Annotated in this window: 24 protein-coding genes; 11 read left to right on the top strand and 13 right to left on the bottom strand. The window is 53.2% G+C overall.

What is annotated here, in order from left to right; all coding sequences use genetic code 11:
- Positions 1–17 precede the first annotated feature (17 nt).
- The 7 genes from HRQ87_RS07800 (at position 18) to glmM (ending at position 9629) form a co-directional block, all read left to right on the top strand.
- Positions 18–548 carry a DUF6446 family protein gene (locus HRQ87_RS07800; RefSeq protein ID WP_174136975.1) on the top strand — a complete coding sequence of 177 codons (531 nt, stop codon included), beginning with the start codon at positions 18–20 and terminating at the stop codon, positions 546–548.
- Positions 549–2762, top strand: a complete 2214-nt coding sequence (gene glyS / locus HRQ87_RS07795) for a glycine--tRNA ligase subunit beta (protein ID WP_174136973.1) — start codon at positions 549–551, stop codon at positions 2760–2762.
- A gap of 173 nt (positions 2763–2935) precedes the next feature.
- Positions 2936–5476, top strand: a complete 2541-nt coding sequence (locus HRQ87_RS07790) for a putative PEP-binding protein (RefSeq protein WP_174136971.1) — start codon at positions 2936–2938, stop codon at positions 5474–5476.
- Positions 5477–5631: 155 nt separating this feature from the next.
- Positions 5632–6297 (top strand): cell wall hydrolase, encoded by a 666-nt coding sequence (locus HRQ87_RS07785; RefSeq protein ID WP_246251858.1) that lies wholly within the window; start codon positions 5632–5634, stop codon positions 6295–6297.
- Between the two features lie 60 nt (positions 6298–6357).
- Positions 6358–7275 (top strand): dihydroneopterin aldolase, encoded by a 918-nt coding sequence (locus HRQ87_RS07780; protein WP_174136970.1) that lies wholly within the window; start codon positions 6358–6360, stop codon positions 7273–7275.
- A 9-nt stretch (positions 7276–7284) separates the two neighbouring features.
- Complete coding sequence (folP, locus tag HRQ87_RS07775; protein WP_174136968.1) at positions 7285–8295, top strand: dihydropteroate synthase; 1011 nt, start codon at positions 7285–7287, stop codon at positions 8293–8295.
- A complete protein-coding gene (gene glmM, locus HRQ87_RS07770; RefSeq protein WP_174136966.1) occupies positions 8292–9629 on the top strand; it encodes a phosphoglucosamine mutase in 1338 nt (445 codons plus the stop codon). The genes folP and glmM overlap by 4 nt, the downstream gene beginning before the upstream one ends.
- A gap of 10 nt (positions 9630–9639) precedes the next feature.
- On the opposite strand, the gene HRQ87_RS07765 is transcribed toward glmM, so the two are convergent.
- The 3 genes from HRQ87_RS07765 to ilvC form a co-directional block, all read right to left on the bottom strand.
- The gene (locus HRQ87_RS07765) at positions 9640–10554 is read right to left on the bottom strand and encodes a DMT family transporter (protein ID WP_246251855.1); all 915 of its coding nucleotides are present in this window, start codon (positions 10552–10554) and stop codon (positions 9640–9642) included.
- Positions 10555–10649: 95 nt separating this feature from the next.
- The gene (locus tag HRQ87_RS07760) at positions 10650–11588 is read right to left on the bottom strand and encodes a CgeB family protein (RefSeq protein WP_174136964.1); all 939 of its coding nucleotides are present in this window, start codon (positions 11586–11588) and stop codon (positions 10650–10652) included.
- 80 nt (positions 11589–11668) lie between these two features.
- On the bottom strand, positions 11669–12691 hold the full coding sequence (ilvC, locus tag HRQ87_RS07755; RefSeq protein WP_174136962.1) for a ketol-acid reductoisomerase: 1023 nt from the start codon (positions 12689–12691) through the stop codon (positions 11669–11671).
- Between the two features lie 124 nt (positions 12692–12815).
- On the opposite strand from ilvC, the gene HRQ87_RS07750 reads away from it, so the two are divergent.
- Entirely contained in the window at positions 12816–13271 is a 456-nt protein-coding gene (locus HRQ87_RS07750) for an Lrp/AsnC family transcriptional regulator (RefSeq protein ID WP_174136960.1), read from the top strand.
- Positions 13268–13726 (top strand): Lrp/AsnC family transcriptional regulator, encoded by a 459-nt coding sequence (locus tag HRQ87_RS07745; protein WP_174136958.1) that lies wholly within the window; start codon positions 13268–13270, stop codon positions 13724–13726. Before HRQ87_RS07750 ends, HRQ87_RS07745 begins: the two co-directional genes overlap by 4 nt.
- Here the strand turns inward: HRQ87_RS07745 and HRQ87_RS07740 are convergent.
- The 3 genes from HRQ87_RS07740 to HRQ87_RS07730 all read right to left on the bottom strand — a co-directional run bounded on the left by HRQ87_RS07740 (position 13723) and on the right by HRQ87_RS07730 (position 15944).
- Positions 13723–14925 (bottom strand): UbiH/UbiF family hydroxylase, encoded by a 1203-nt coding sequence (locus tag HRQ87_RS07740; RefSeq protein WP_174136956.1) that lies wholly within the window; start codon positions 14923–14925, stop codon positions 13723–13725. The genes HRQ87_RS07745 and HRQ87_RS07740 overlap by 4 nt on opposite strands.
- 60 nt (positions 14926–14985) lie before the next feature.
- Positions 14986–15222 carry a hypothetical protein gene (locus HRQ87_RS07735; protein WP_174136954.1) on the bottom strand — a complete coding sequence of 79 codons (237 nt, stop codon included), beginning with the start codon at positions 15220–15222 and terminating at the stop codon, positions 14986–14988.
- 77 nt (positions 15223–15299) lie between these two features.
- Complete coding sequence (locus HRQ87_RS07730; RefSeq protein WP_174136953.1) at positions 15300–15944, bottom strand: pyrimidine 5'-nucleotidase; 645 nt, start codon at positions 15942–15944, stop codon at positions 15300–15302.
- A gap of 98 nt (positions 15945–16042) precedes the next feature.
- Here HRQ87_RS07730 and HRQ87_RS07725 point away from each other — a divergent pair, with 98 nt between their 5' ends.
- A complete protein-coding gene (locus tag HRQ87_RS07725) occupies positions 16043–16696 on the top strand; it encodes a GntR family transcriptional regulator (protein ID WP_174136951.1) in 654 nt (217 codons plus the stop codon).
- Here the strand turns inward: HRQ87_RS07725 and HRQ87_RS07720 are convergent.
- Both HRQ87_RS07720 and carA read right to left on the bottom strand, forming a co-directional pair.
- Positions 16584–18560 carry a glycosyltransferase gene (locus HRQ87_RS07720; protein WP_174136949.1) on the bottom strand — a complete coding sequence of 659 codons (1977 nt, stop codon included), beginning with the start codon at positions 18558–18560 and terminating at the stop codon, positions 16584–16586. The genes HRQ87_RS07725 and HRQ87_RS07720 overlap by 113 nt on opposite strands.
- A gap of 69 nt (positions 18561–18629) precedes the next feature.
- Positions 18630–19781, bottom strand: coding sequence for a glutamine-hydrolyzing carbamoyl-phosphate synthase small subunit (gene carA, locus HRQ87_RS07715; RefSeq protein ID WP_174136946.1), 1152 nt, complete (start codon positions 19779–19781; stop codon positions 18630–18632).
- Between the two features lie 187 nt (positions 19782–19968).
- On the opposite strand from carA, the gene HRQ87_RS07710 reads away from it, so the two are divergent.
- Positions 19969–20427: a GatB/YqeY domain-containing protein gene (locus HRQ87_RS07710; protein WP_174136944.1), complete on the top strand. Its 459-nt coding sequence runs from the start codon at positions 19969–19971 to the stop codon at positions 20425–20427.
- Positions 20428–20447: 20 nt separating this feature from the next.
- On the opposite strand, the gene HRQ87_RS07705 is transcribed toward HRQ87_RS07710, so the two are convergent.
- From HRQ87_RS07705 to HRQ87_RS07685, 5 genes are all read right to left on the bottom strand, one after another.
- Positions 20448–21368 (bottom strand): glycosyltransferase family A protein, encoded by a 921-nt coding sequence (locus tag HRQ87_RS07705; protein ID WP_174136942.1) that lies wholly within the window; start codon positions 21366–21368, stop codon positions 20448–20450.
- A 1-nt stretch (position 21369) separates the two neighbouring features.
- On the bottom strand, positions 21370–21909 hold the full coding sequence (locus HRQ87_RS07700; RefSeq protein WP_174136940.1) for a DUF2244 domain-containing protein: 540 nt from the start codon (positions 21907–21909) through the stop codon (positions 21370–21372).
- A 5-nt stretch (positions 21910–21914) separates the two neighbouring features.
- Positions 21915–23591, bottom strand: coding sequence for a cytochrome c oxidase subunit I (ctaD, locus tag HRQ87_RS07695; protein WP_174136938.1), 1677 nt, complete (start codon positions 23589–23591; stop codon positions 21915–21917).
- 197 nt (positions 23592–23788) lie between these two features.
- Positions 23789–24772 (bottom strand): cbb3-type cytochrome c oxidase subunit I, encoded by a 984-nt coding sequence (locus HRQ87_RS07690; protein WP_174136936.1) that lies wholly within the window; start codon positions 24770–24772, stop codon positions 23789–23791.
- Positions 24773–24783: 11 nt separating this feature from the next.
- Positions 24784–26166, bottom strand: a complete 1383-nt coding sequence (locus HRQ87_RS07685; RefSeq protein ID WP_174137204.1) for an MORN repeat-containing protein — start codon at positions 26164–26166, stop codon at positions 24784–24786.
- Positions 26167–26285: the final 119 nt, after the last annotated feature.

Here is a 26285-nt window from a genome sequence, read left to right as displayed (position 1 = left end):
GATCTGAGGTAAGGCGCATGTCAGGCAAAATCATAGGGATATTTATTGTGATCGTTTCGCTGATCGCCGGCGGCGCGCTGTATTATCTGCAAGTTTATGCATTTTACGCCGCCGTCGAACCCAATGGTGTGTCTGATGTGCAGATGACTCCTATCATTGGCGGCCAGCCTGAACCGATTCTTTACGACGATTTTCAGGCTATCGATGCCAACAGTTCGCCCGTTCGCTATCGCGCGTGTTTTACCACACCGCAAAGCCAGGCGATGATGACCGAAACCTATGTTACCTATGACCGCGCTGAACCGCTGGAAGCGCCTGGCTGGTTCGATTGCTTTAACGCCGATGACATCGGGGCGGCGCTGGAAAATGAAACCGCCTTTGCGTTTATGGGCACCGAAAACATCACCTATGGCATCGACCGCGTGATTGCGATCATGGACGATGGGCGCGGCTTTGTCTGGCACCAGATCAATGCCTGTGGCGAAGTCGTTTTTGACGGCCGCCCGACGCCCGATGGCTGCCCCGAACCCCCTGTTACGGATAGATAAATGCCCGACCTGCTGATTGAGCTGTTCTCAGAAGAAATCCCCGCGCGCATGCAGGCCAAGGCCGCAAGCGACCTGCAAAAACGCATGACTGACGGTCTGGTCGAGGCTGGGCTGACCTATGCCGGCGCACGCGCTTTTGCCACGCCGCGACGGCTGACGCTGACAGTATCGGGCCTGACGGCGGAAAGCCCGACGATCCGCGAAGAACGCAAAGGCCCGCGCACAGATGCGCCCGAAAAGGCAATCGACGGGTTCCTGCGCGGCGCAGGCTTGACCAAAGATCAGTTGCAGGTGCGTGATGACAAAAAAGGCCAGGTGTATTTTGCCATAATCGAAAAACCGGGCCGCCCCGTAGCCGATATCGTGGCCGAGCTGCTGGAAGACACGATCCGCAATTTCCCATGGCCAAAATCCATGCGGTGGGGCGCAGGTACATTGCGGTGGGTGCGGCCATTGCAGTCGATCCTGTGCATTTTGTATGCGGAGGATGGCGCGCAGATTGTGCCGTTTCAGGTTGACGATATCCACTCTGGCGATGTCACGCAGGGTCACCGATTTATGTCGAAAGGCGCGATCAAAGTCACTTCGTTCGAGGATTACGAGACCAAGCTGAAACGCGCCCATGTAGTGCTGGATGCCGCTGAGCGTGCTGATCAAATCTGGCACGACGCCACCAATATGGCCTTTGCGCAAGGACTTGAAGTGGTTGAGGACAAGGGCCTGCTGGCCGAAGTCGCAGGGCTGGTCGAATGGCCCGTCGTTCTGATGGGCAAGATCGGCACCGATTATCTGGACCTACCCCCCGAGGTTTTGCAAACCTCGATGAAAGAGCATCAGAAATTCTTTTCCGTCCGTGATCCGAAATCGGGCAAGATCGTGAAATTCGTAACCGTGGCGAACCGTGAAACCACTGACAATGGCGCGACCATTCTGGCGGGTAATGAAAAGGTGCTCAGCGCCCGTTTGGCCGACGCAAAGTTCTTTTGGGAAAACGACCTGCGCGTGGCCAAGGCCGACATGCAGCCGTGGCTGGACAGCCTGGCCAATGTGACATTCCACAACAAATTGGGATCACAGGGCGACCGGATCAACCGCATCGCCGCCCTTGCCCGCGAAATCGCGCCGCTTGTTGGGGCGAATGCGGATCAGGCAGAAGAAGCCGCCCGGTTCGCCAAGGCCGATCTGGCATCCGAAATGGTCTATGAATTCCCGGAACTTCAAGGGGTTATGGGCCGCTATTACCTGCAGGCCGCTGGCAAAAGCGACAATATCGCAGCAGCCGCAGAACACCATTACAGCCCCCTTGGTCCATCGGATGATGTCCCCACCGATCCGGTATCGGTGGCCGTGGCGTTGGCCGATAAGATCGACACTCTGACCGGATTTTGGGCGATTGATGATAAGCCGACGGGAAGTAAGGATCCTTATGCGCTGAGACGCGCGGCTTTGGGTGTCATTCGGTTGGTATTTGAAAATAGCATTACTGCTCCTTTGTTAAAGATCTTAGATAACTGGCTGGAAAAAACAATCGTCCTATCAGTTCACTACGGCCAAGTGTCACCTGCATCACTTAAATCAAACCCAGAAATACATGAAAAATATTTAGAAGTTACCGGAAGCGGACAAACTGAGGATGGTAATGACTATGAGGATAACGAAATACTGTGGGACGTCTTCCGCGCGGATGCAGCCGACCTCCTCGCCTTCATCCACGACCGCCTCAAAGTCCACCTGCGTGACGAAGGTATCCGCCACGACGTCATCGACGCCTGTATCTCGATGCCCGGCAATGACGATCTTACCCTTCTTGTCAAACGGGCCAGGGCGCTTAGCGCGTTCCTGAAAACCGACGATGGGGAAAATCTGCTGCAGGGGTTCAAGCGGGCGAATAATATTCTGACGCAAGCCGAAGACAAGGATGGCGTTGAATATTCATACGGTGCGGATATCAAATTTGCGGAAATGGATGAAGAAAAGGCGCTGTTTACGGCCCTTGATGCCGCCGACACCAAGATCACACCCGCCATGGACGCCGAGGATTTCGAAACCGCGATGACCGCCATGGCCGCCCTGCGCGCACCGATTGATGCGTTTTTTGAGGCCGTCCAGGTGAATGACGAAAGTGAAATCCTGCGCCGCAATCGGCTGAACCTGCTCAGCCGTATTCGCACCATTTGCCTAAGCGTCGCCGATCTGACGCGCATCGACGGCTAACCATCGCTTATCAAGCCCTGTCCGGGCTTTCTTCGCGAAAAAGGCCCGGCACAGGGCCTGATGAGCGGTGCGAAGATGCCCCTTGGCTGGGGCATCTTCGCCCATACGACCAGCTTTTTCTTGTATGAGATCGCGGAACATTTATGCTGCACCCATGACAAGGATATGCCGCAGTGCAGAAACATAGCAATTTCAAAGACTTCACGCTGATCACGCCCACGGCTTCGATCTCGAACGATCAATATGGCGGACGCGCGAAGTGTCTTCAGCGGTTGATCCGCCTGGATATGCCTGTGCCCAAAACTGTCGCTTTGTCCTTTGCCGCGGTTCACGCTATCGCCGCAGGTCAGTTGCCCGATATCGCCGGAATGATGGCCCCTTTTGGAAAATTTCCATTGGTATCGGTGCGTCCAAGTTCGCAAGATCCTGACTGGGGTGGACCCGGTGCGATTTTGAACATCGGCATGAACAACGCGCTTTACGACATCTTATGTAACAAAATCGGTCATGGGGCGGCCAGTCGGCTTTATCTGCGTTTTATTCAATCCTATGCGGTTCATGTCGCGCGACTTGATGCCGAAGCATTTGAATTCCCGGAAAAATCAAATTCTGACGCCGCACAACTGGCCCTGGCCGCATACGAAGATGAAACCTATGAGCCGTTTCCACAGGACCCCAATCAGCAATTGGCCGAGGTCCTAAGATCCATGGCTCGCGCCTGGGAAGGCACAAGCGCCCGTCTGCTGCGCCAGGCCAAAGGGGCGCCGGCGGATGCGGGACTGGGTTTGGTCGTGCAGCAAATGGCTTTGGGGCTGGGGGCCGGCGAAAGCGGGTCAGGCGTTATTCAATTTGCCGATGCCACGACGGGTTTGGCAAAAATCGCAGGTCGCTATCTAAGCCAAAGTCAGGGCCGCGATGCGTTGTCAGCAGGCAGCAAGGCGATTTACATCACCAAAGACAAGCGCGGCCCATCGCTGGAAGATCTGACGCCCGCCGCTTTCGAAGAACTGATCACCTGCGGTCATAAATGCCGTCAGCGTTTGCGCGAAGAAATGCAGGTCGAATTTACGATTGAAAACGGCAATCTGCATATTCTGGATGCGGTCCGCCTGCCCCGCTCATCACGCGCGGCCGTTCGTATTGCTGTAGATCTGGCCGAAGATAACATTATTTCGACTCAAGATGCGATTTTGCGGATTGAACCGTCGGCATTGAACGAACTTTTGCACCGTCAAGTCGATGATACAGCCATTCGGGATTGTATCGGTCACGGCATTGCGGCCAGCCCTGGCGCTGCCAGCGGCAAGCTGGTCTTTTCTGCCGCCGACGCCCAGGCCTGTGCGGCCCGCGAAGAACCCTGTATCCTTGTGCGCCGCGAAACCACGCCCGAAGATATCCGCGGCATGCACGCAGCGCAGGGTGTTCTGACCGAACGTGGCGGCATGACAAGCCACGCCGCTGTGATCGGACGCGGTCTTGGGTTGCCGTGTATTGTCGGGGCGACGGATATCAAGTTGAACACACGTACCAAAACGCTGATCGGTTCAGATGGGCGCCTGTTTCAAGAAGGCGATATTCTGACGATTGACGGAACCCGCGGTCAGGTTCTGGCAGGCGCACCCCAAATGGTCGAGGCCGGGCTGGACGACAGCTTTCAGAAATTGCTGGGCTGGGCCGATACGTATCGCGATATCGGGGTGCGCGCGAATGCTGATACACCGGCCGATGCCCAAACCGCGCGCAACTTTGCAGCCGAGGGTATTGGTCTGTGTCGAACCGAACATATGTTTTTCGAAACAGACCGTCTGATTGTTATGCGGGAAATGATTTTTGCAGATCGCCCCCAAGACAGACGCGCATCATTGGAACGATTGCTGCCCATGCAGCGCGCCGATTTTGTGCAGCTTTTCGATATAATGCAGGGTATGCCGGTTTGTATTCGCCTGTTTGATCCACCCTTGCATGAATTTCTGCCAAGCTCGCGCGAAGGCCTGCGCGAACTGGCCGAAGCGCTTGATCTGCCAATGTCGGACGTGACCGCACGGGTCGAAGAAATGTCAGAATTCAACCCGATGCTGGGTATGCGCGGCGTGCGGTTGGGCATCACTGTACCTGAAATTTACGATATGCAGGCCCGCGCCATATTTGAAGCCACAGTGGAAGCCAGCAAAGGTGGTCAAGCGATTGTGCCAGAAATCATGATCCCGCTGGTCACGGCAAAACGCGAAGTTGAGCTGGTTAAAACGCGCATTGATGCGGTTGCCGCTGCCGTACGCACTGAACTTGGTGCCAGTTTCGATTATCGCCTTGGCGTCATGGTCGAAACACCCCGTGCGGCACTTCGGGCGGCAGACATTGCCCAGCATTCTGCTTTTCTTAGCTTTGGGACAAATGATCTGACACAGATGACCTATGGCCTGTCGCGCGATGATGCGGGGCGATTTATGGCAGCATATGTCCAACAGGGCGTTTATCCCGAAGATCCATTTCACGTGATGGATCTGGACGGCGTTGGTGAATTACTGGAAATCGGCGCCAGTCGCGGCCGATCTGTCAAACCTGATATTGTTCTGTCTATCTGCGGTGAACATGGTGGTACGCCAGCATCCATCGATTTTTGCCGAAAAGCAGGGTATGATTACGTATCATGTTCCCCTTTTCGTGTACCTGTTGCGCGGCTTGCCGCAGCCCAGCTTGCATTGCGGGACAAATGAACCAAATAGAAACATTGTCCCGCTAAAGACGCGGCGATCAACGTTTCAGTTTGTTACAGTAACGGATTCCAGACTGGACGAAACGGAAACCATAGCGTAAATGCGCGGCACTTGCGGAATAATTCCCGCGCTGCCAAAAGACTGGGTGATTTAATATGAAGAATTTTATCTCTTTGGGGATTGGTATTTTTATTGGTATTTTGCCACTGAGTGCTTATTCAAACGAATCCATTTCAGACCAATCCGAAATTCAACTGTCGTCACTGATGAATAACGAACATTTTGTCATTGATATGATGGACCCGGACCGGATCCATGACTTATCGGCCGTTAAGCCATCATCGAATACGAAGACGTCCAACATCCAATATACAAAGCAATGGCTGGCATCCCAACCCGTTGTAAAAGGCGACAAAGAATGGCGTTGTCTGGCCGAGGCGCTTTATTTTGAAGCCCGCGGCGAAAGCGTAAAAGGCCAGTTTGCCGTGGCCGAGGTTATTTTGAACCGTGTTTCCAACCGCAAATATCCCGCATCAGTCTGTGGCGTGATCAATCAGGGAACAGGCCGCAAACATGCGTGTCAGTTCAGCTATACCTGTGATGGCAAAAATGAGGTGATCGGTGAGCCGCGCGCGTTTGAACGTGTCGGAAAGATCGCCATGATGATGCTGAATGGCACCGCCCCCAAGAACTTGACACAAGGGGCCACGCATTATCACACCAAAGCGGTTCGTCCGCATTGGTCCAATGTGTATCCGCGCACCACGACGATCGGCTTTCATCACTTCTATAGACAAAGCTATCAAACTGCTCAGCGCTAAGTCAGGTTTTGCTGTTCGCGACATGGCGTTCCGGCTATACCATCGGTCGGAGGCCACCTTATGACGCAAGACATTCATCTGGCTTTTGCACATCCATCTGAGCGCTCTGCTGCGACCAGCACGGATGATCCCCTTGATCGTATTTCCGTGCGCGATCACGTGGTCGACGTGGAAATCGGTGCCTTTCAGGCTGAACGTGGCACGACCCAACGGGTTTGTTTTAACATTGTGGTCGAAGTTACGCCGCTAACAGGTCCGATTGATGATGATGTGGATCGCATCCTGTCGTATGACCGCATTACCGAAGCGGTCAGCTTGGAACTTGCGGCAGAACGTCTGAACCTGCTTGAAACACTAGCCGAACGCGTGGCTGACAGAATTTTGCTGGAACCACAGGCTATGCGAGCCTTTATCCGGATCGAAAAACTGGACCGTGGCCCCTATGCCCTTGGGGTCGAAATTGTGCGTTCACGCGCCCTAGGGTCGGTTGATGAGGTGGCAGAAGTCGCGCCCCACCCAATTATCGTCTTTTTATCGAACACCGCAATCACCAGCGACCGACTAACCCGCTGGATTGACGAATTGGAACAGACGGGCGATCCCGTTATCTTTTGCGTGGGGTCCGCAGATCAACCCGCGCCACAATCCAAGGCCCCTGCCGCCCAACGTCGCATTGATCTGCTGGCCATTGAACAAAATGCCTGGGTTCTGGCAGGTTTTGATCATCGATGTGTTGTCGTCGAAACGATGACAGAATTGGATTGGTCAATGAAAAACAACCAGATGTCTGTATGGGCCCCGTCCAAGATCATTCTTGATGCTGTCGACGGCCCTGATACGCCTGCGTCAGATGCCTTCGCCCTTAGCCAATGGTTCGCACACCACATCCATGCGCAAAAAATGATGATCATCGATACTGCCACAGGACCGATCCGATCCATCGCTCTTATGCCAAGCGAAGAAGGCCGTCAGGACTGATAAGCGCCCATGACATGCTATTATCGCCCACTTGCCCAAACCGGGCTGATGATTCCGCAAAATGCACAAAAGATCGCAGATGGCTGGTCGTGGTTCACACACGCCGAACGTATCGAACGTGAACGGCCAAGTGACATTGTTCCGGTCACTGAAATTCCTGATGCTATCATTCACGCGATATGTGCCCCGCGCGCATCTGTTGCTGAATTAAACTTTGATGAACCACGGCTTATGGGGGTACTGAACACCACGCCTGACAGCTTTTCGGACGGCGGCAAATTCGATACTTTTGACATCGCCCTTCAGCATGCCCACCAGATGCAGGCCAACGGGGCCGACATCATTGACATTGGTGGTGAAAGTACACGCCCTGGTGCGGCCGAAGTCACAGTGACCGAAGAAATCGCCCGGACCATTCCGATCATACAGGCCCTGCGCGCCAAAAGCCGCATCCCGATTTCCATTGATACGCGCAAATCCACAGTGGCGCACGCTGCCGTTGATGCAGGCGTCAATCTGATCAATGACGTGTCTGCGATGTCTTTCGATCCCACGATTGCAGCCACCGCTGCCCACGCGAATGCGCCTATTTGTCTGATGCATGCGCAAGGCGATCCTGAAACGATGCAAGATAACCCGGTCTATGACGATGTCCTGCTGGATGTATATGATTTTCTGTCAAATCGTATCGCTATTGCCGAAAACGCTGGTATCGCCCGCACCCAGATCATAGTCGATCCTGGCATAGGATTTGGCAAAACGCTGGATCACAATCTGAAGCTCTTACGCGGTTTGTCCCTTTTTCACGGTCTTGGATGCCTCATCTTGTTGGGCGCATCCCGTAAGCGCTTTATCGGTACGATTGCGGATGTTCCCGACGCGCATGATCGGATGCCCGGAACATTGGCCGTCAGCCTTCATGCGATTGCTCAGGGCGTGCAACTGCACCGTGTCCATGATATCAAACCCATAAAACAAGCCTTTGCACTTAGCAAAGCCATTCTAGAGGGCCCCCCATGACACGCAAACTTTTCGGTACAGATGGTGTGCGCGGCGAAGCCAACAGTCACCCCATGACCGCTGATATGGCCCTGCGTCTTGGTGCGGCGGCTGGCCGGTTTTTTCGCCGTGACGACAGCCGCGCACACCGTGTTGTTATCGGGAAAGATACGCGCTTGTCGGGATACATGTTTGAAAACGCACTGACCGCTGGCTTTACCTCAACCGGTATGAATGTGCTGTTGCTTGGTCCTGTTCCAACCCCTGCCGTTGGATTTTTGACACCATCCATGCGCGCCGATGTGGGTGTCATGATCTCGGCCAGTCACAACCCACACCACGACAACGGCATCAAATTTTTCGGCCCCGATGGGTTCAAGTTAAGCGACGACGCCGAAGCCGAAATCGAACGCCTGCTGCACGAAGGCGTGGCGCCTGCGAAATCGCAAAACATCGGGCGCGCCAAACACGTCTATGACGGGCGGTTCAGGTATAATGAGCGGGTCAAATCCACGGTGCCTGGCGTGCGTTTGGATGGCCTGAAGGTCGTCATAGATTGCGCAAACGGTGCTGCCTATAAAACCGCGCCCGAAGTGCTTTGGGAATTGGGCGCTGATGTGATCCCCGTAGGCACTGCCCCAAATGGCTTTAATATTAACGATGGATGCGGATCGACCGCGCCGCAAACCGCTGCTGAAACTATCATCAGCCATGGCGCACATGTGGGCATTTGCTTGGACGGCGACGCAGACCGCGTGATGATCTTGGATGAAACCGGTCACGTGGCAGACGGCGATCAGATCATGGCGCTTTTGGCCGCAAAATGGGCCACCGAGGGCAAGTTAAAGGGCGATACACTGGTTGCGACCGTTATGTCCAATCTGGGTCTTGAACGGTTTCTGGACGCCAAGAACCTGCGGCTGGAGCGCACGCCCGTCGGCGACCGCTATGTGGTCGAGGCAATGCGCCGGGGCGGCTGGAACCTGGGCGGGGAACAGTCCGGCCACATCGTCATGACCGATTACGCCACAACAGGCGACGGCCTGATCGCAGGTTTGCAGTTTCTGGCCGAAATGGTGCGCACAGGAATGCCTGCCGGCCGCCTAACACAGAATTTCGACCGTGTTCCGCAACTACTTAAAAATGTTCGATATGATGGAACCGACCCCATGCAATCGGCTGCCGTGCAAGCATCCATCGCACAGGCCGAAGCTGATCTGAAAGACAAAGGCCGTCTATTGATCCGCAAATCAGGCACCGAACCCCTGATCCGCGTAATGGCAGAATGCGAAGATGAAGCCATGCTAAACAGCGTCGTCAATGGCATCGTGGCCGAAGTCGAAGCGGCGGTTTAGGTCCCGGTTTTCAGGTTTTATCCCCTAATATGAGACCTACCAAAGTACGCCACTGGCTAATCGCGATGCCGGACAAAATCAATACAAGCGCCAGAAAAAGCTGCGGCGGCAGGGCCTCGTTCAGGAACAAAAATCCAAATAAGACTGACCACACAGGTACCTGATAATTCGTCAGCGTCATAAAACTTGGCCCTGCAGATCGGATCACCGCAACTTTGATGATGAATGCAACTGCCGTAGGGATCAAACCGAGATAAATCAACGCAATCAAGGGGCTGAGTGATATTGAACCTGGTAAACCTTCCACAATCAGCGCAATGGGCGTCAAAATAATACCTGCCGTCAACAATGCGGCTGTGGACAAGGAAAGTTGATCCACATCAGGACAGCGACGCGTCACAATCGACCCCACAGCATAGCATAATGCCGCACCTACACAGGCAAACCGCGCCCATATTTCTAATGGGCCATCAACTTCGCCCAAGCCACCAGTGCCGACCAACACGGCCGTTCCTGCAAAACCGACCGCAAAGCCGATGGATTTGCGCGTGCTCATCCGGTCGCCTGGTACAAATGCATGCGCCAATGGTAGCACGAAAATCGGCAAAGCCGCCATTGTCATGCCAGCAAACGCCGATGGCACATATTGTTGTCCCCAACTTAGCAATGCAAAGGGCAAAGCCGATGACAACACGCCAATCCCGATCGCAAAGCCCCAAACCACACGGTTATTCAGCGCAGGCAGCCGCCCACCGCGCAGCTTTAACAACGTATAAAGCGCACAAGCACCGATCACGACCCGGGCTGCAGCCAATGTCAGCGGATCGATGTCGCGCAATGCGATCTTGACGGTCATAAATGCCCCGCCCCAGATAATCGCGACCAGACAAATGCGGCCCCAATTCAGTAACCCTGGGTTTTCCAATTGTTTAACCTTAATTCCTGTGCTTACGCAGATGACCTGTGCACGGGCCAGCGGTCAATGCCAAATGGTTCGAATACCGTCGAAGTATCGCTGCTTTAACTGACGTTTCGCAGTGACGTTAGATGCGTCGTATCGATGTCCAGTTTTATGATTTCTTGGCACAGATTGCGCCATTCGGATCGGGCCTGAGGTAAATAGGTGTCGCGGAACCACTTATGTGACGCATTGCATAAATCTTGCAGTCGTCTTTTGTCTTGCAGCAGTGCTGCCACTACACCCGGCAAAGCTGATTTGCGTGCCTGTAGAATTAAATGTGGGGGCAGAAGATCGCGCAGACCATAGCTGTTTTCTGTCACCACAGGGCATTGCGCGGCCAGTGCCCCAACAATCCGTGGGGTTTCAAGATGATTTGATCGTTCCGCATGGAAATTCAAACAACATTTTGATTGCGCCGCCATTTCTTCGAAAACGACGTCTGTTTGTGGGGATAGTTTCAGACCCTTTTCTTGCAACGCCATTGTAATTTCGCTGCGACGCTTCGTTGGTTTTCCGACAAAGCAAACATCATAAAGCCGTTCTTGCAGCGGCAAAGCTTGCGGCATCGCAGCGGGGTCTATGCAAGGTTTGAATGAGCGCACTGGCAGATCCAATTGCCGCTGCAATATCCGCGTTTGCGGCGGCAGATAATCCAAAAGCATGTCGTACAAGTCCAGCTTATCAGCCAACAATGCTTTCTTGCGCTGTACCGCCTTCCACCCCTGTCGTCCTGTCATCAGCGGATTTCCCATCACCCGCAAAACTGAGAAATTCAGATAAATATAGCGACATCCGTCACGCCGTGTATGCCTTTGAAAACTTTCTCCTATCACAAAAACCGCACTGTCCGGTGGATAGCTGGCCTGATCAATTTCATTCACTAAAAACAACGGGGCGTCGGCACCAAAGCTTTGCTTTATAGAATCATGAATAAACGTAACAATGTTACGGATGTATCCCATACTTACAGTTTGAACGATCAGACAGGCGTTTGCCATTATATCCCCTTGCGTCATTAAACAAAAATACCCCGGGCCAATAGGACCCGGGGCACGCCACCCTAACGCAGTATAGGGAATTAATTCTTGTCTTGATCCACAAGTTTACCCGCAGATATCCACGGCATCATTTCGCGCAGTTTTTTGCCAACTTCTTCGATCTGATGCTCATCATTCAGGCGACGTGTGCCTTTAAAGAACGGCTGACCAGCTGAATTTTCCTGCATGAAGTCACGTACGAACTTACCGGTCTGGATATCCTTCAGGATACCTTTCATCCGTGTTTTCGTCTCGTCATAAGGCAGAACCCGTGGGCCGCTGACGTATTCGCCATATTCGGCCGTGTTTGAGATCGAATAATTCATATTCGCGATCCCGCCTTCATAGATCAGATCGACAATCAGTTTGACCTCGTGAAGACACTCGAAATAGGCCATCTCGGGTGCATACCCGGCCTCGACTAATGTTTCAAAACCAGCGCGGATCAATTCGACCAGACCGCCACACAAAACGGCCTGTTCACCGAACAAATCAGTTTCGCATTCTTCGCGGAAGTTGGTTTCGATAATCCCAGATCGGCCGCCACCAATCGCAGAACAGTATGATAGGCCGATTTCAAGCGCCTTACCGCTGGCATCTGTATCCACAGCGACCAGACAGGGCACGCCGCCGCCTTTGGTATATTCGCCGCGCACCGTATGACCGGGGCCTTTGGGGGCCATCATGATCACATCGATACCGGGCTTGGGTTCGATCAGACCAAAGTGCACGTTCAAGCCATGGGCAAAAGCAATCGCCGCACCTTCGCGGATATTGTCATGCACGTATTTCTTATATGTCTCGGCCTGCAATTCGTCGGGCATTGTGAACATGATCAGGTCGCACCAAGCCGCTGCTTCAGCGATACCCATGACCTGCAGCCCCTCAGCCTCGGCCTTTTTCGCGCTGGCAGAGCCTTCACGCAGCGCCACGACAAGGTTCTTTGCACCGCTATCACGCAGATTCAGCGCATGGGCGTGGCCCTGGCTGCCGTAACCCAGAATGGCCACTTTCTTGTCTTTGATCAGGTTCACATCGCAGTCACGATCATAGTAAACGCGCATCAGTCTCTCCTATTGATGTCTGCGCACACTTTACCATTATTAACACTTTAAGGTTTTCAAAGTTCGATAGTATTACTATTGTAATGAAAATATCATTCAAAAATTATCTAAAAAAGAAATAATCATGCTTGATGACATCGATCGTCGATTGTTACGCCAACTTCAGGCCGCACCTGATCTGCCAACCAAGGAGCTGGCCGATCTGGCGAATATTTCAGCTGCCAGCTGTTGGCGCCGGATTGAAAAACTGCATGAACGCGGTGTCTTGCTGGGGCGGCGTGCCATTATCAACTGGCGGGCCTTGGGGTACGAGGTCGAAGTCAGCTTGCGTATCACATTGGACAAGACGCAAACACAAGCCTTTGATGAATTTCTGGCGACAGCCCGCGAAATACCAGAAGTTATTGAAATACAAACATTTCTAGGGCAGGTTGATGTGCGACTGTCCGTTCTGGCACGTGACATGGGTCATTACCAAACCATCTATCGCAGCAAAATCCTGACCCTTCCTCATATCGCTGACATCGAAGCATTGATGCAGGTTGCCGAGATCAAATCAGCCCAGGGTTTGCCGATATGATCAACCTCGACGATACAGATCGCAACATTCTGCGCGCCTTGGCCGATGATGCAACGCTTAGTGCGGGCGAAATTGGGCGGCGCTTGGGGTTAAGCCAATCTGCCAGTTGGCGGCGGATCAAACGGCTGCAAGACAGCGATGTTTTGAGCGGTCAACGGCTTGATCTGGATCTGCAAAAGCTGGGGTTTGGTGTTACCGTTTTTCTGGGTATCAAACTGGCCACAAAAGGACGTGTCAGTCTGGATGATTTTGAACGCGCCGTTATCGCCATTCCCGAAGTACAGACAGTCCAACATGTTCTTGGGCTTTACGATTATCGCCTACGGGTCGTTGCCCGCGATATTTCGGATTTTGAACGGATCTTGCGACGCCGCGTGATGACATTGCCCGGTGTGGGCAATGTCGAAGCGAACGTCTTGCTAAGTGAAGAACGTCTGATCGGCCCGATTGGTTAACCTTTGGCGCCCAAACCAAGCCGCATCAGCGTTTTACGCACTGGCGTTGCAGAATACAGCGTGTTCAACCCCATCGCCCGCAGATCCCGCAATGGCTGCGCCTTAAGCATTGACGCGCGGTTCAGCATATCAACGCCTGCCACGCGTGCACGAACTTCAGGATAGCGTCCACGGTGATAGGCCCGCAACATCTGGGCCGACCCAAGCTGATCCGGTTTATCCTGCGCCAGCTTTAAAAGTAGGCTCAGATCACCCAGGCTCATGTTCAACCCCTGTGCACCAATGGGCGGCACCACGTGGGCCGCTTCGGCCACTAACGCCGTACGTTCTGCATAAAACTGATCTGCAATCTGGCTAATAATCGGCCAAATCGTGCGCCGTGACGCCAACGTTAGTGGCCCATACAGATGGCAAGACCGTACGTTCATCTCTGCCTCAAACGCCTCAACAGGCAACTCAAACAAGCGCTTTGCCTCTGGCCCTTCCTCCATCCAGACAACGGCAGAGGACGGGCGGTCATCGTGATCAGGCAATGGCACAAGCGTAAACGGCCCCCCAGAACGATGTACTTCGGTCGATACATTTTCATGCGGCAGCGCGTGCGTGACTGCAAAAGCCAAGGCCTTTTGGCCATATCTTTTGGTGCTGGCCCCTATTCCAACCGCCTGACGCACAACAGAATTTCGCCCATCAGCCGCGATCAGTAACTTGGCGGCCACCTGTGATCCGTCAGACAGGCCAACCAACGCATGCGCCTGACGAGTCAAAACCGATTGCGTTTCAACGCCGGGGCGGAAATCGACACAATCCAGATCTTTCAGGCGGGCGATCATCTCGCGGCGCAGCAACCAATTGGGCAGGTTCCAACCAAAGGGTTTGTCGGAAATATCAGCTGCATCAAAATCCTTAGTAATCCGCGGTTGCGGCTCTGCCCCGCCTGCATCCACAATCCGCATCACCTGCAACGGCGTAGCATAATCCTGCAAACGTGGCCAAAGGCCAGCCTGCGCCAGAAAATCGCGCGCAGGCTGCAAGAACGCCGTCGTGCGCAAATCAGCGCCTTCGGTATCGCGGTCTGTAATCGGCGGCGCGGGATCCACGCAAATCACGTCAAAGCCCGCCGCGCCAAAAGCAGCCGCCGCCGTCAGACCTGCCACACCACCACCGGAAATCAGAATATCTGTCGTTTGTCTTTGCATATTACGTCCTTACATACGGCAAGATAGCCGTCGTGCGCCAGACATCAAAGCGACAGGTCGTCACCCACGCGAGATCAGGATCAGCACCACAAACATTGTCGGCACCATCAAAAGCGCAGGAATGATCAGCCCAGGGTATCCAAACAGCAAAATCGCACTTAGCCAACTGGCCAGAAAGATCACCAAAGCATAGTAGATATTGCTTTCATCACCATCGCTGACATCACGTGCGATCCAGCCAATCACTGGAAATGAAAAGAAAAATCTTTGCCAAAGCGGGCGGGTTTGCGTGGTCATCGAAAGCTCCTGTTTATGTCAGAAGTGACCTATGTCTTTTTGCCCGCATCATAAGAGGATGAATTGCCGCAGGTACATTATTTTACCAGGGTCAGAAAATCGCTTAAATCAGCCGTGTGATATTCAATATGATCGGCCGGCTGCGCGTCAGGCGCCACGTGCACCGTCCGCATCCCCATCGCATAAGGCACCGCCAGATTGCGCGTGTCGTCTTCGAACATCGCGGCGCGGTCCGGGGCCAAACCATCCATCGCAAAGACCGTTTCAAACGCCGCGCGGTCTGGTTTGGGGCGATAATCGGCATGCTCAACACCGTAGATTGCATCAAACAGATGATCGATACCACGTGCCTTAAGCACTTGATGTGCATAGGGTTTTGATCCGTTCGTATAGACGATTCTGCGTCCTTCAAGCTGTTGCAACCCTGCCGTCAGCTTGGGATCAGGCGTCAAAGGGCCGAAATCAATGTCATGGACATCGTGCAAATAGGGATCAGGATCGATGTCATGTTCGGTCATCAGTCCAGCCAGCGTGGTGCCATATTCCTGCCAATAGCTTGCGCGCAGATGATCGGCATGAGCGTGTGACACATCCAGGGTGCGCGCAACATAATCGGTCATCCGCACTTCGATCTGGTCAAACAGACGCACCGATGGCGGATAAAGTGTGTTGTCCAGATCAAAAACCCAGGTCTCAATATGTTTAAAATTATCAGCAATCATGGGGGGACGTTATCCGCCTGACGGGCTGACAACAATCACTAACACTTGATTGCGCCGCTCACGTCAGGCACCATTTGATATGAAACGGGGCAAACCACATGCAAATGCTAAAATCCAACCACAAAGATGCCTATGCACTGATCTTGGATGCGATTGATATCGGGGTCTATAAACCCGGTGATCGGCTGGTGGAAAGTGAGTTGGCCGACCGTTTTGGCGTATCCCGCACCCCGATTCGCGAAGCGTTGCAACGCCTTGAAACGCAATCCCTTTTGACCCGCGATGGGCGTAGCTTGATTGTGGCATCACTGGATCACAATCAACTGGCCGAACTTTATGTTGTACGTACCGAACTGGAAGGGTTGGCTGCCCGTCTGGCAGCTCGTCACGCCGCCCCTGAAGAAATACGTGTGCTGCGTGAAATGGTGCAAGAAGACCGTGCGCTGTTGGGTGATCCCGGCGCTTTAGCGCGCGCAAACCGGCGTTTTCACAAACAAATTCATCTGGCGTCGCACAACCGATATCTTGTACAGCAACTTGATCTGGTCCACCGCTCCATGGCGCTGCTGGCAACGACATCATTGGCTGTGGATGGGCGCGGAGAACTGGCGCTAGAGGAACACGAAGCTATTGTTTCTGCTATCGAAAAAGCGGATGGAGAGGCGGCGTATCAAGCCCTAAAGCATCACCTTTCTGCGGCGTTTGAGACGCGCCTGAAGTCTGATGCAACGGCCGCGCAGGCGGCGGAGTAGCGGCGCAATCGTGCAGCCCATGTGCCGTTTTGTCCCAGTAAAACGGTTTGGTCACCATCTCAAGCAATCCCTTATAAGCCGCCGTCGCGCCAAGCGGAAAATAGAGGTGTAACGTCGGTACCCAGCCCATCAACCCGCGATGTTTCGTCTGACGCACCGCCCATATGCCAAGCAGGATGTTCACCACCTCAGTCAGGGCAAATATCACCACTAGGGTCAATAGCATGCCCCCCGACAGCACATTTTGCATCGGATGCGACAACCCCATTGGGATCAGCCAGAATGACCAAAGAACCGGCGCCAAAGCGTATTGTGAGAGCGCCCCCAAAAACAGAATCTGAAAGCCCAAAAAACGTTTGAAACCCAAGTCACGCCACAGCTTGACCGGCGACCGCATGTGAACCGCATAGGTCATCGCATAGCCTTTCAGCCAACGCGATCTTTGCTTGACCCAGGCCCAAGGGCGGCAGTTTGCTTCTTCCTCGGTCACGGTGTCGATCAACTCTGTCGTGTATCCGCACCGGGCTAAACGAATGCCAAGATCGGCATCTTCGGTCACGTTATGGGCATCCCAACGACCCAGCTCTTCAAGCGCTTTTCGTTTGAAAAACAGCGTCGTACCACCCAACGGCACCGCCATTCCAAGCCGTTGTAGCCCAGGTAAAACAATCCGGAACCAGGTCGCATATTCCACCGCAAAACAGCGCGACAGCCAGTTGGTTTTAGCATTATAAAAATCCAGAACCCCCTGCAGACAGACCACATGATCCGGCGCTACTTCGAACCTGCGCACCACACGTTTGATCTGGTCACGGGCCGGTGCATCTTCGGCGTCATAAACCCCCACAATATCCCCGCGGCAAAAATCCAACGCATAATTCAGTGCGCGCGGCTTTGTCTTCAAGCTGCCTTGTGGCACAACGATTGTACGCATCCATTGCGGCAATACGGTCTTTGCAATCGTCTGACGGGTGGTGTCATCTTCGGCTTCAACGACAAGGCAGATATCCAATGCCTCTTTCGGGTAATCCAACCGCGCCAAACGCTGGACCAGTTTGCCTGCAATCTGATTTTCCTTGAACAGCGGCACCATGATCGACACCACGGGATATTTGACGATTGTATAGGGGGCCATCGCAGGTTTCTTGCGCCCCAACACCGCTACCGCTGTCGCGATTTTTAAACCTGCGGATAAAATCAGCGTTAAAATCGCCCACAAACACAAAGCCACAAAAATCGCCGGCGGCGATATAGTCATGGTCACCGCCGCAAGAAGCACCACGAAAAGCCCGGTTTTCATCAAAGATCGCGTGTTCCAGTTTCGGCAGCTGTTCGCGTCATCCACGCGGGTTTCAGCAAGTGTCACAAGAGCGGTTGTTCGGCCCTTTGCAACGGTATCTTGCAGTTTGGTTTTTAAAACAAGCGCCATCAGAACGGGACCAAATGCATCCTGTAACTGATCGCGGTACATCGAAAATTTTGCAGGATCACTGGTCGCTATAACCGTATGATTACCAAGTTTTTTCCATGGCAAGATATTCTTTTTCAGACACTCATCCGTTCCCAAAAGATCAATCAACCGCGGATCAGGTGGGACGGATTGCACGTCAACAATTTGCGCGGAATACTGAATGCTAAGCGCGTCGAAAAGCTGCTGTTCTGTGATCTTGCGATGGGCTAGCAGGATTTCTCCGATATGCGACCGCTGCCGTTCCTGCATGGCGCGCGCTTGTATCAGTTCAGCATTGGTGATCGCGCCAATTTCGATCAAAATCTGGCCAAGCAGTTTGGGGCGTCGTACACGCTTGCCCGACCGGTCATAAACCGGTCTGGGATCTACAAGCCGAACGGCGTGATTACTCATGACATCCCCATTTACGCACTTAGGCTATATTGGGGTACGCACAGTTAACCTACGGTTAAGACAGGAATTTTAAGCCGCTTCTATCGCTTTTACAAAGCGTTCAAACAAGTAATAGCTGTCTTGCGGCCCCGGACTCGCCTCTGGGTGGTATTGAACCGAGAAAACAGGCCGATCTCGCATGCGAATCCCACAGTTGGATCCGTCAAACAGGGATACGTGCGTTTCGATCACCCCTTGCGGCAACGTCTGGCTGTCCACCGTAAACCCATGGTTCATAGACGTGATTTCAACCTTGCCGGTTTCCAGATCTTTCACTGGATGATTTGCGCCATGATGCCCGTGGTTCATCTTGATCGTCTTTGCCCCAAGCGCCAGAGCAAGTATCTGATGCCCCAGACAAATTCCAAAAACAGGAATATCACTGCGATCCATAATGTCGCGGATCATCGGAACTGCATATTTTCCCGTCGCCGCTGGATCGCCGGGACCGTTCGACAGGAAAATCCCTTGCGGATCATGGGCCATCACGTCATCTGCTGTGGCTGTTGCGGGCAGTACTGTCACATCACAACCTGCCGATGCCAGACACCGCAGAATATTCCGCTTAGCCCCGTAATCAATCGCCACAACCCGGTGGCCTGGCGTGTCACGCGCGACATATCCCTCGGGCCAGCTCCACCGCATTTCGTTCCATTTATAGGACTGTGCGCAAGTCACATCCTTGGCCAGATCAAGCCCTTCAAGCCCCTGAAAGGCCCGCGCTTTTTCGACTAAACGCTCAATATCAAATATGCCTTCGGGATTGTGTTCAAGTGCCACATGTGGCGCACCTTGCTGACGAATGGCACGAGTCAGGGCACGGGTATCCACACCGCCAATCCCAATCCGGCCACGCCGGGTCAGCCACGCCACTAAATCCTCAGCCGCGCGCCAATTTGATGGGTCAGTCGGGTCCCATTTCACAACCATTCCGGCCGCAACAGGATCGGCAGCTTCGTCATCTTCTGGGTTCACACCCACATTACCGATATGAGGGAAGGTAAACGTCACCACCTGGCCGGCATATGACGGATCGGTCATAATCTCTTGATAACCTGTCATAGCCGTGTTGAAGCACAACTCGGCCTGTGTGTCACCCACTGCGCCAAAACCGTGACCGAAGAAAATCGTGCCATCTGCAAGAACAAGACAGGCGGTGGGGGTCTGTGATGATTTTTTCATGATCGAAGCGACTCTCCCGATGCGCAAATTGTCGGGAACCTAAGTCTGACAGCTTGGGCGGTCAAGGGCCAATGCAATTTATGTTCCGCCTTTAAAACAAGGGCTTATCTTTATCGTTCCGGCTTGCCATTTCAAGCTGCAAAATCTAAGCTGCAGGCTTGTCTACAGCCGCAAAGATCGGACTAAAATGGATATGAGAACACGCATTACGTCTGCCCTGAAAGACGCGATGAAGGCCAAAGATGCCGAACGACTATCAACCCTTCGCCTGATCAACGCTGCAATTAAAGATCGTGATATTGCGGCACGCGGCAACAGCGAAGCCCAAGGCGTATCCGATGACGATGTCCTTGGGATCCTTAGCAAAATGGTTAAACAACGTCACGAAAGTGCGCGCGCATATGAAGAAGGCGGGCGACTGGAGTTGGCCGAAAAAGAACGGTCGGAAGTTGGCATTATCGAAGAATTTTTGCCCAGACAGCTGGACGAAGCCGAAGAACAAACCGCCGTCGACGCAGCGATTGCCCAAGTGGGCGCAGACAGCATTCGTGACATGGGCCGTGTTATGGCTGCGCTAAAGGACAAATATACCGGTCAGATGGATTTTGGCCGCGTTGGGCCGATGGTCAAAGACCGGCTTGGCTGACAGCCAACCTCGAAAATGCGTCACCTATCCGACGCAGCACCGGGGAAATTATCCACAATGCGTACCAGTTCATCGGGGTCTTTTATCTGAAACCGTTCGACAAACCGGGGCTTGAACCCAACGCGGCCCCGGCGCACTCCGAAATTTTCGCCATGGTTCAGCATATACATGGCAGCCGGGATATTCATTTCGGTCAACCCACGCCCGGCAAGTTTCGCCAAATACGGGAACATGCGGTGTTCATGCTGGGTGACGTCGTGCAAAAAATCCGCCTCCATCTGGGTATCGCTGTACCTGAACGCCGCCGTACTGCCACACAGTTTCCAAAACGGCTTGCGCAGGGGCATCGCGACGGTCCGTGGGCCAGCAAGCCCGACCCGATCCGCAGCTACATCCTTGATATACCCCGTTGAGATCAAATAGCCGCCAGGTGCTGCCGTTCCGATCATTTCGGCCACAGCATTAGGATGCAGTAAATCGTCCGCATCAAACGGCATGACATAGCCATCCCACATACCATCAGTGGGCAGATTACGCACCAATGCCGCCAGCTTGGCCCATTTATCATTACCCTCGACGGCCGCTTCAAACGGCAGAAAAACCACGCGTTCACCAAAATCGATCTGATCGGGTTCATCCTGTCCACATACGACACAGGACCAATAGGGCGAGGTCTGCGCGCGAAAAGATGCGATTGTGGCGGCCAAACGGCGTTGTACGGCATCCCAATCCGACACATGGTGTTTGCCAACCAACGGGATCAGAAACATGACCTTGGGAATTTTCGGCGGTGGTGGCGTGCCGGTTTTGTTCAGATAAAGGGCCGCAATTTCAGACTTTTGCAAATCCTTGATACGCAACGCCGCATCTGGTCCGAACAGACGGGCGCAGGCGGATATCATAAGCCGTCTGGCTTTCGACGTTGCAGGTATCTGTGCCATATCAGGTCTTTACGCGCCGCAGATAATCCGAAAGATCCGCAAACAGGATCTTGCGCTCATCCTCGCTTAGAAAAGCGCCGATTTCCACCTCGCGCCCCGCCCCGCTTAGGGTCACATAAAAGGGAACCGGACCATCTTTTTCGTGCATCTTTACATTCACCCAATGAGTATTCGCCGCCCAGTGTTGGCTGGGTCCACGCGGGTTGTGGCGGATCAATTCAGCATGGTCTGACCAAATCGTCAATTCCTCAAGTATGCTGCCGTCAATATAACTACGTTCCAGCGCATACCAGACGGCCCATAACATCAGCAGGAAAAACGGCAACAGCCCCCATACGACCGGCGACCCGATCACCGCAAGAATAGGCATAAGAACAAGGGCTGCCGTGATGCCGATAAAAATCACAAACCCTTTGCGTGGCAAGGACCGATACGGCCACATCGACAGTTTCGCCAGCGGTTGCCCTGCGCCGTCCTGATGCAAAAAAGCCCCGAAATTATCCGGGGCCTCTTTTATCTTTATGGTATGTTCAAGAGGCATCCGACCTAATGCGCATGTTCCTTGTCCCAATCTTCACGCTTTGGAAGCTGCTCGAACGTATGTTCGGGCGGTGGCGAAGGCAGGGTCCATTCCAACGTATCGGCATATTCGTTCCAATAGTTGTTTTCGGTCACACGGCGCCCTGCCAGCAGCGTGTAGGCAATGATACCGATAAAGAACAGGAACGATGCAAACGACAGGAATGCACCCCAACTTGACACATAGTTCCAATAGGCGAACGCCTCGGGATAGTCGATATAACGACGCGGCATCCCCTGACGACCCAGAAAGTGCTGTGGGAAGAACGTCAGGTTTGAGCCGATGAACATCATCCAAAAGTGCAGCTTACCGGCCCATTCAGGATACTGACGACCCGACATTTTGCCGATATAAAAGTAAATCCCGGCAAAGATACAAAAGACAGCACCCAGCGACATCACATAGTGGAAATGCGCCACAACATAGTATGTGTCGTGATACGCCCGGTCCACGGCGGCCTGGCTTAGAACCACACCCGTCACACCGCCAACGGTGAACAGGAACAGAAAACCAAAGGCCCAAAGCATCGGGGTTTTGAATTCAACCGATCCCCCCCACATAGTGGCGATCCAGCTGAAAATCTTGACCCCTGTCGGAACCGCAATCACCATCGTGGCCAGCATAAAGTACGACTGCTGCGACAGCGACATACCCACCGTGTACATGTGGTGCGCCCAGACGACAAATCCCAGAACACCAATTGCCACCATCGCATAGACCATCGGCAGATAGCCAAAGATCGGCTTGCGGCTGAAGGTTGCAATGATGTGGCTGATAATACCAAAGCCGGGCAGAATGATGATATAAACCTCGGGATGGCCAAAGAACCACAGGATGTGCTGATACAATACCGGATCACCGCCACCTGATGCATCAAAGAAGGTGAACCCGAAATTCCGATCCATCAACAGCATGGTGATCGCGCCAGCCAGAACAGGCAGCGCCAGAAGGATCAGCCAGGATGTGACAAAGATCGACCATGCAAACAGCGGCACTTTATGCAGGGTCATGCCCGGCGCGCGCATGTTCAGGAAAGTGGTGATCATGTTGATCGCACCCAGAATCGAAGACGCCCCCGATACGTGAACCGCAAAAATCGCAAGATCCATCGACATGCCGGGTGCCCCGGATGTGGACAACGGCGGGTAAAGTACCCATCCGACGCCCGATCCCAACCTGCCACCGGGCGCCCCGGGCGCAAACATCGATGCCACGCCCAGCGCTGTCCCAGCCACAAACAGCCAATAAGAAAGATTGTTCATACGCGGGAACGCCATATCAGGCGCACCGATCTGAAGCGGCATGAAATAGTTACCAAATCCACCAAAAAGCGCGGGAATAACCACAAAGAACATCATCAGAACACCGTGATAGGTGATCAGAACGTTCCACAGATGGCCGTCCGGGCTGCATGGATCAGAGGATGCAATGAACCGCATGCCTTCGGTACACATGTACTGAACGCCGGGGTTCATAAGTTCCAGCCGCATATAAACGGTGAAAGCAACGGATATGAAACCAACGATACCTGCGGTGAACAGATAAAGTATCCCGATATCCTTATGGTTGGTCGACATGAACCAACGGGCAAAGAAGCCGCGTTCGTCTTCGTGGTCGTGGCCGTGGATGGCTGCGTCTGCCATGCGTATCTCCCGGTTCCTTGATTTAGATCGCAACGTCTGAGTGACTCGCATTGCGACACATTCAAAAGGGGTTCTAGTTGGCCTTGGCGCGCAGGGCAATCATTCTGATGCATTTACGCTGGGATAAAATGCCTCACCCTATTGCAGGGACAGGGAATTATCCCGATATATCTGCGGTTTTCGGGTGTGTCGGGCCGTTATAATCCGGACGTCAAAACAATATGCAGCAACATCGCCAAGCCAACCAATATCATCGGCAGCAGGCTGTAAACCATTACGGCATAATGCAGAATTGGGGGTTTGTTCAGACTTTTCTTAAAGTGCGAAATCACGCCCAACACTAATAAAAGAAGAGCCAACCACATCAAAGCGCCAACCGTGCCCGATATTTCAGGCGCCCCCAAAAACCACAAGACATGTTGGTATAAAACAGGATCACCCGCAGCATTGGGATCAAAAAACGTCATCCCGAAATTACGATCAATTTGCGAAACTGCAAACATAAACATCATGAGCGGCAGACTTAGAAGTACAGGCCAACTGGTCACAAAAACCAACATTGAAAACAGCGGCGTGTCGGACATTCGCTGCCCTGCCGGGCGGTCTTTCATGAACGTTACGATCAGGGCCACGATATTCAGAACAATCGACAAAGCCACACCGCTGATCGCAAAAATGGCACGCGGCTCAAGCCCGCTTTGTTGTGTGGAAGACAGCGGTGGATAAAGCTGCCATCCGATACCGTCGGTTTGGGGTTCAATATGACTTGGATTGATCAAGAACAGAATGCCGACAGCCATCGAAATGGCAAACAACCAGAAAGAAAGTCCGTTTATCGATGGCAACATCAATGACGGTGCGCCGATCTGTTGCGGCAAGACATAGCTGCCAAATCCGCCGAAGATGGCAGGTATGAAACAGAAAAAAACCAGCAAAGTCAGCCCATTATTCACAATAAAACCAAACAGATAGGGATTGGGTCCACAAAGATCGCCAGATTGTGACAGCTGCAAACCATCAAGACAAAAATACTGAAAGCTGGGGTTCATCATTTCTAGCTGGATATAAATGGCCAAAACGATGCCAAATAACCCGATTGTGCCCGCCACACCCATATAAAGCATACCAACAAAGGTATGATACGGGAATAAAATCCTGCGCATGCTGACTGCGATACTCACTTTATCGCGCTCTAATTGGTTGACCCGTCTGTATCTTCTGCGGGGGCTTCGGATTGATCCGCAGTGGGTTCGTCCGCGACTTCGGGCGCGTATTCTGGTACCAATTCACCATCCTCCCAAAGACCGCTGACCGTTCTGCCATCGGCAAATGTCATGGTTCCCTGACCCTGGCGTATACTTTTCACAAAGCTGCCTTCGTACACGTCCCCTGTGGAATAGGTTGCTGTCCCTTCGCCCGTGATTTCCCCAGCGGTCCAGATCCCTTCATAAACAAAACCGTCCGGCATGGTGAATTTACCCTGCCCATCACGCGCGCCTGCGACCCACTGGCCATCATACACATATCCGTTGGGATAGGTCATCACCCCTTGGCCGTGGTGCTTTGCGTTCTGGAATTCGCCCTTATAGACCAAACCACTGGGATAGATGGAGGTGCCCGCACCTTCGATCACCCCGGCGGACCAGCTGCCTTCGTATGTGCTGCCATCGGCGTAAACGATTTTGCCCTGACCTTCGGGCAGTTCATCAACAAAAGTGCCTGTATACACTGACCCATCGGGATAAGTGACAGTGCCCTGCCCCTCGATAACGCCATTGGTCCATTCGCCATTATACTTATACCCGTCTGCACCGGTGAAAACGCCTTGGCCGTGGCGCCGATCATCCATAAAAGCGCCGACATAGGTATTGCCATTGGCATAAGTCATTTTGCCCTGGCCACTGCGCTTGCCAGCATCAAAATTACCTTGATAAACATCGCCATTGGCCAGCAGCAATCTGCCTTCGCCCTGGATCTGATTATCGACCCAATTGCCTTCAAATTCAGTCCCATCCGCCATTTTCAGCTTGCCGGAACCATTGTGCAGACCATCCTCGACCATACCTTCGTAAATGGATCCATCCGGATACGTGATCTTGGCCTCGCCCATGCGCTGCCCCTGATCCCAATTGCCTTCATAGATATAGCCCGAAGGGTTTTGCATCTTGCCAAACCCGTGATGCTTGGCATTTTCAACGCTGCCCTCATAGACAGCGCCGCTGGTGTAAAGGATCAGCCCGACACCAGTAAATTGACTATCCACCCAATCACCATCAAAGACGCGCCCGTCCGCAAAGGTCAGTTTGCCAAAGCCATTAAGCTTGCCATCTTTGAATTGACCGACATAAACCGACCCATTGGGAAAGGTGGCCGTGCCCTGCCCTGTGATTTCCCCGTCGACCCATTCACCAGAATATTCATAGCCATCGGGCAGCGTATATGTGCCCTGCCCATGCTGCTTGCCATCCTGAATGGTACCGACATAGACGCCACCATCTTCATACTGTTTCGTAAAAATTTCCTGCGCAACGACAGTTGCACTTGTGACCAGCAGCCCCAAAACCGCAGTCGTCATAAGAAAATGACGCACCGTTATCCCCCTGTATCTGACGCGCGCCCCCGCGCCATTGATAGATTTTGAACAAAGCCTAATTGACCCATGCGTAAGGGGCAATGATTTTCAACCGACCCTTT

Origin of the sequence: Parasulfitobacter algicola, assembly GCF_013315265.1 — a bacterium.
GTDB lineage: Bacteria > Pseudomonadota > Alphaproteobacteria > Rhodobacterales > Rhodobacteraceae > Parasulfitobacter > Parasulfitobacter algicola.
This window is presented reverse-complemented; position numbering and strand designations above follow the sequence as displayed.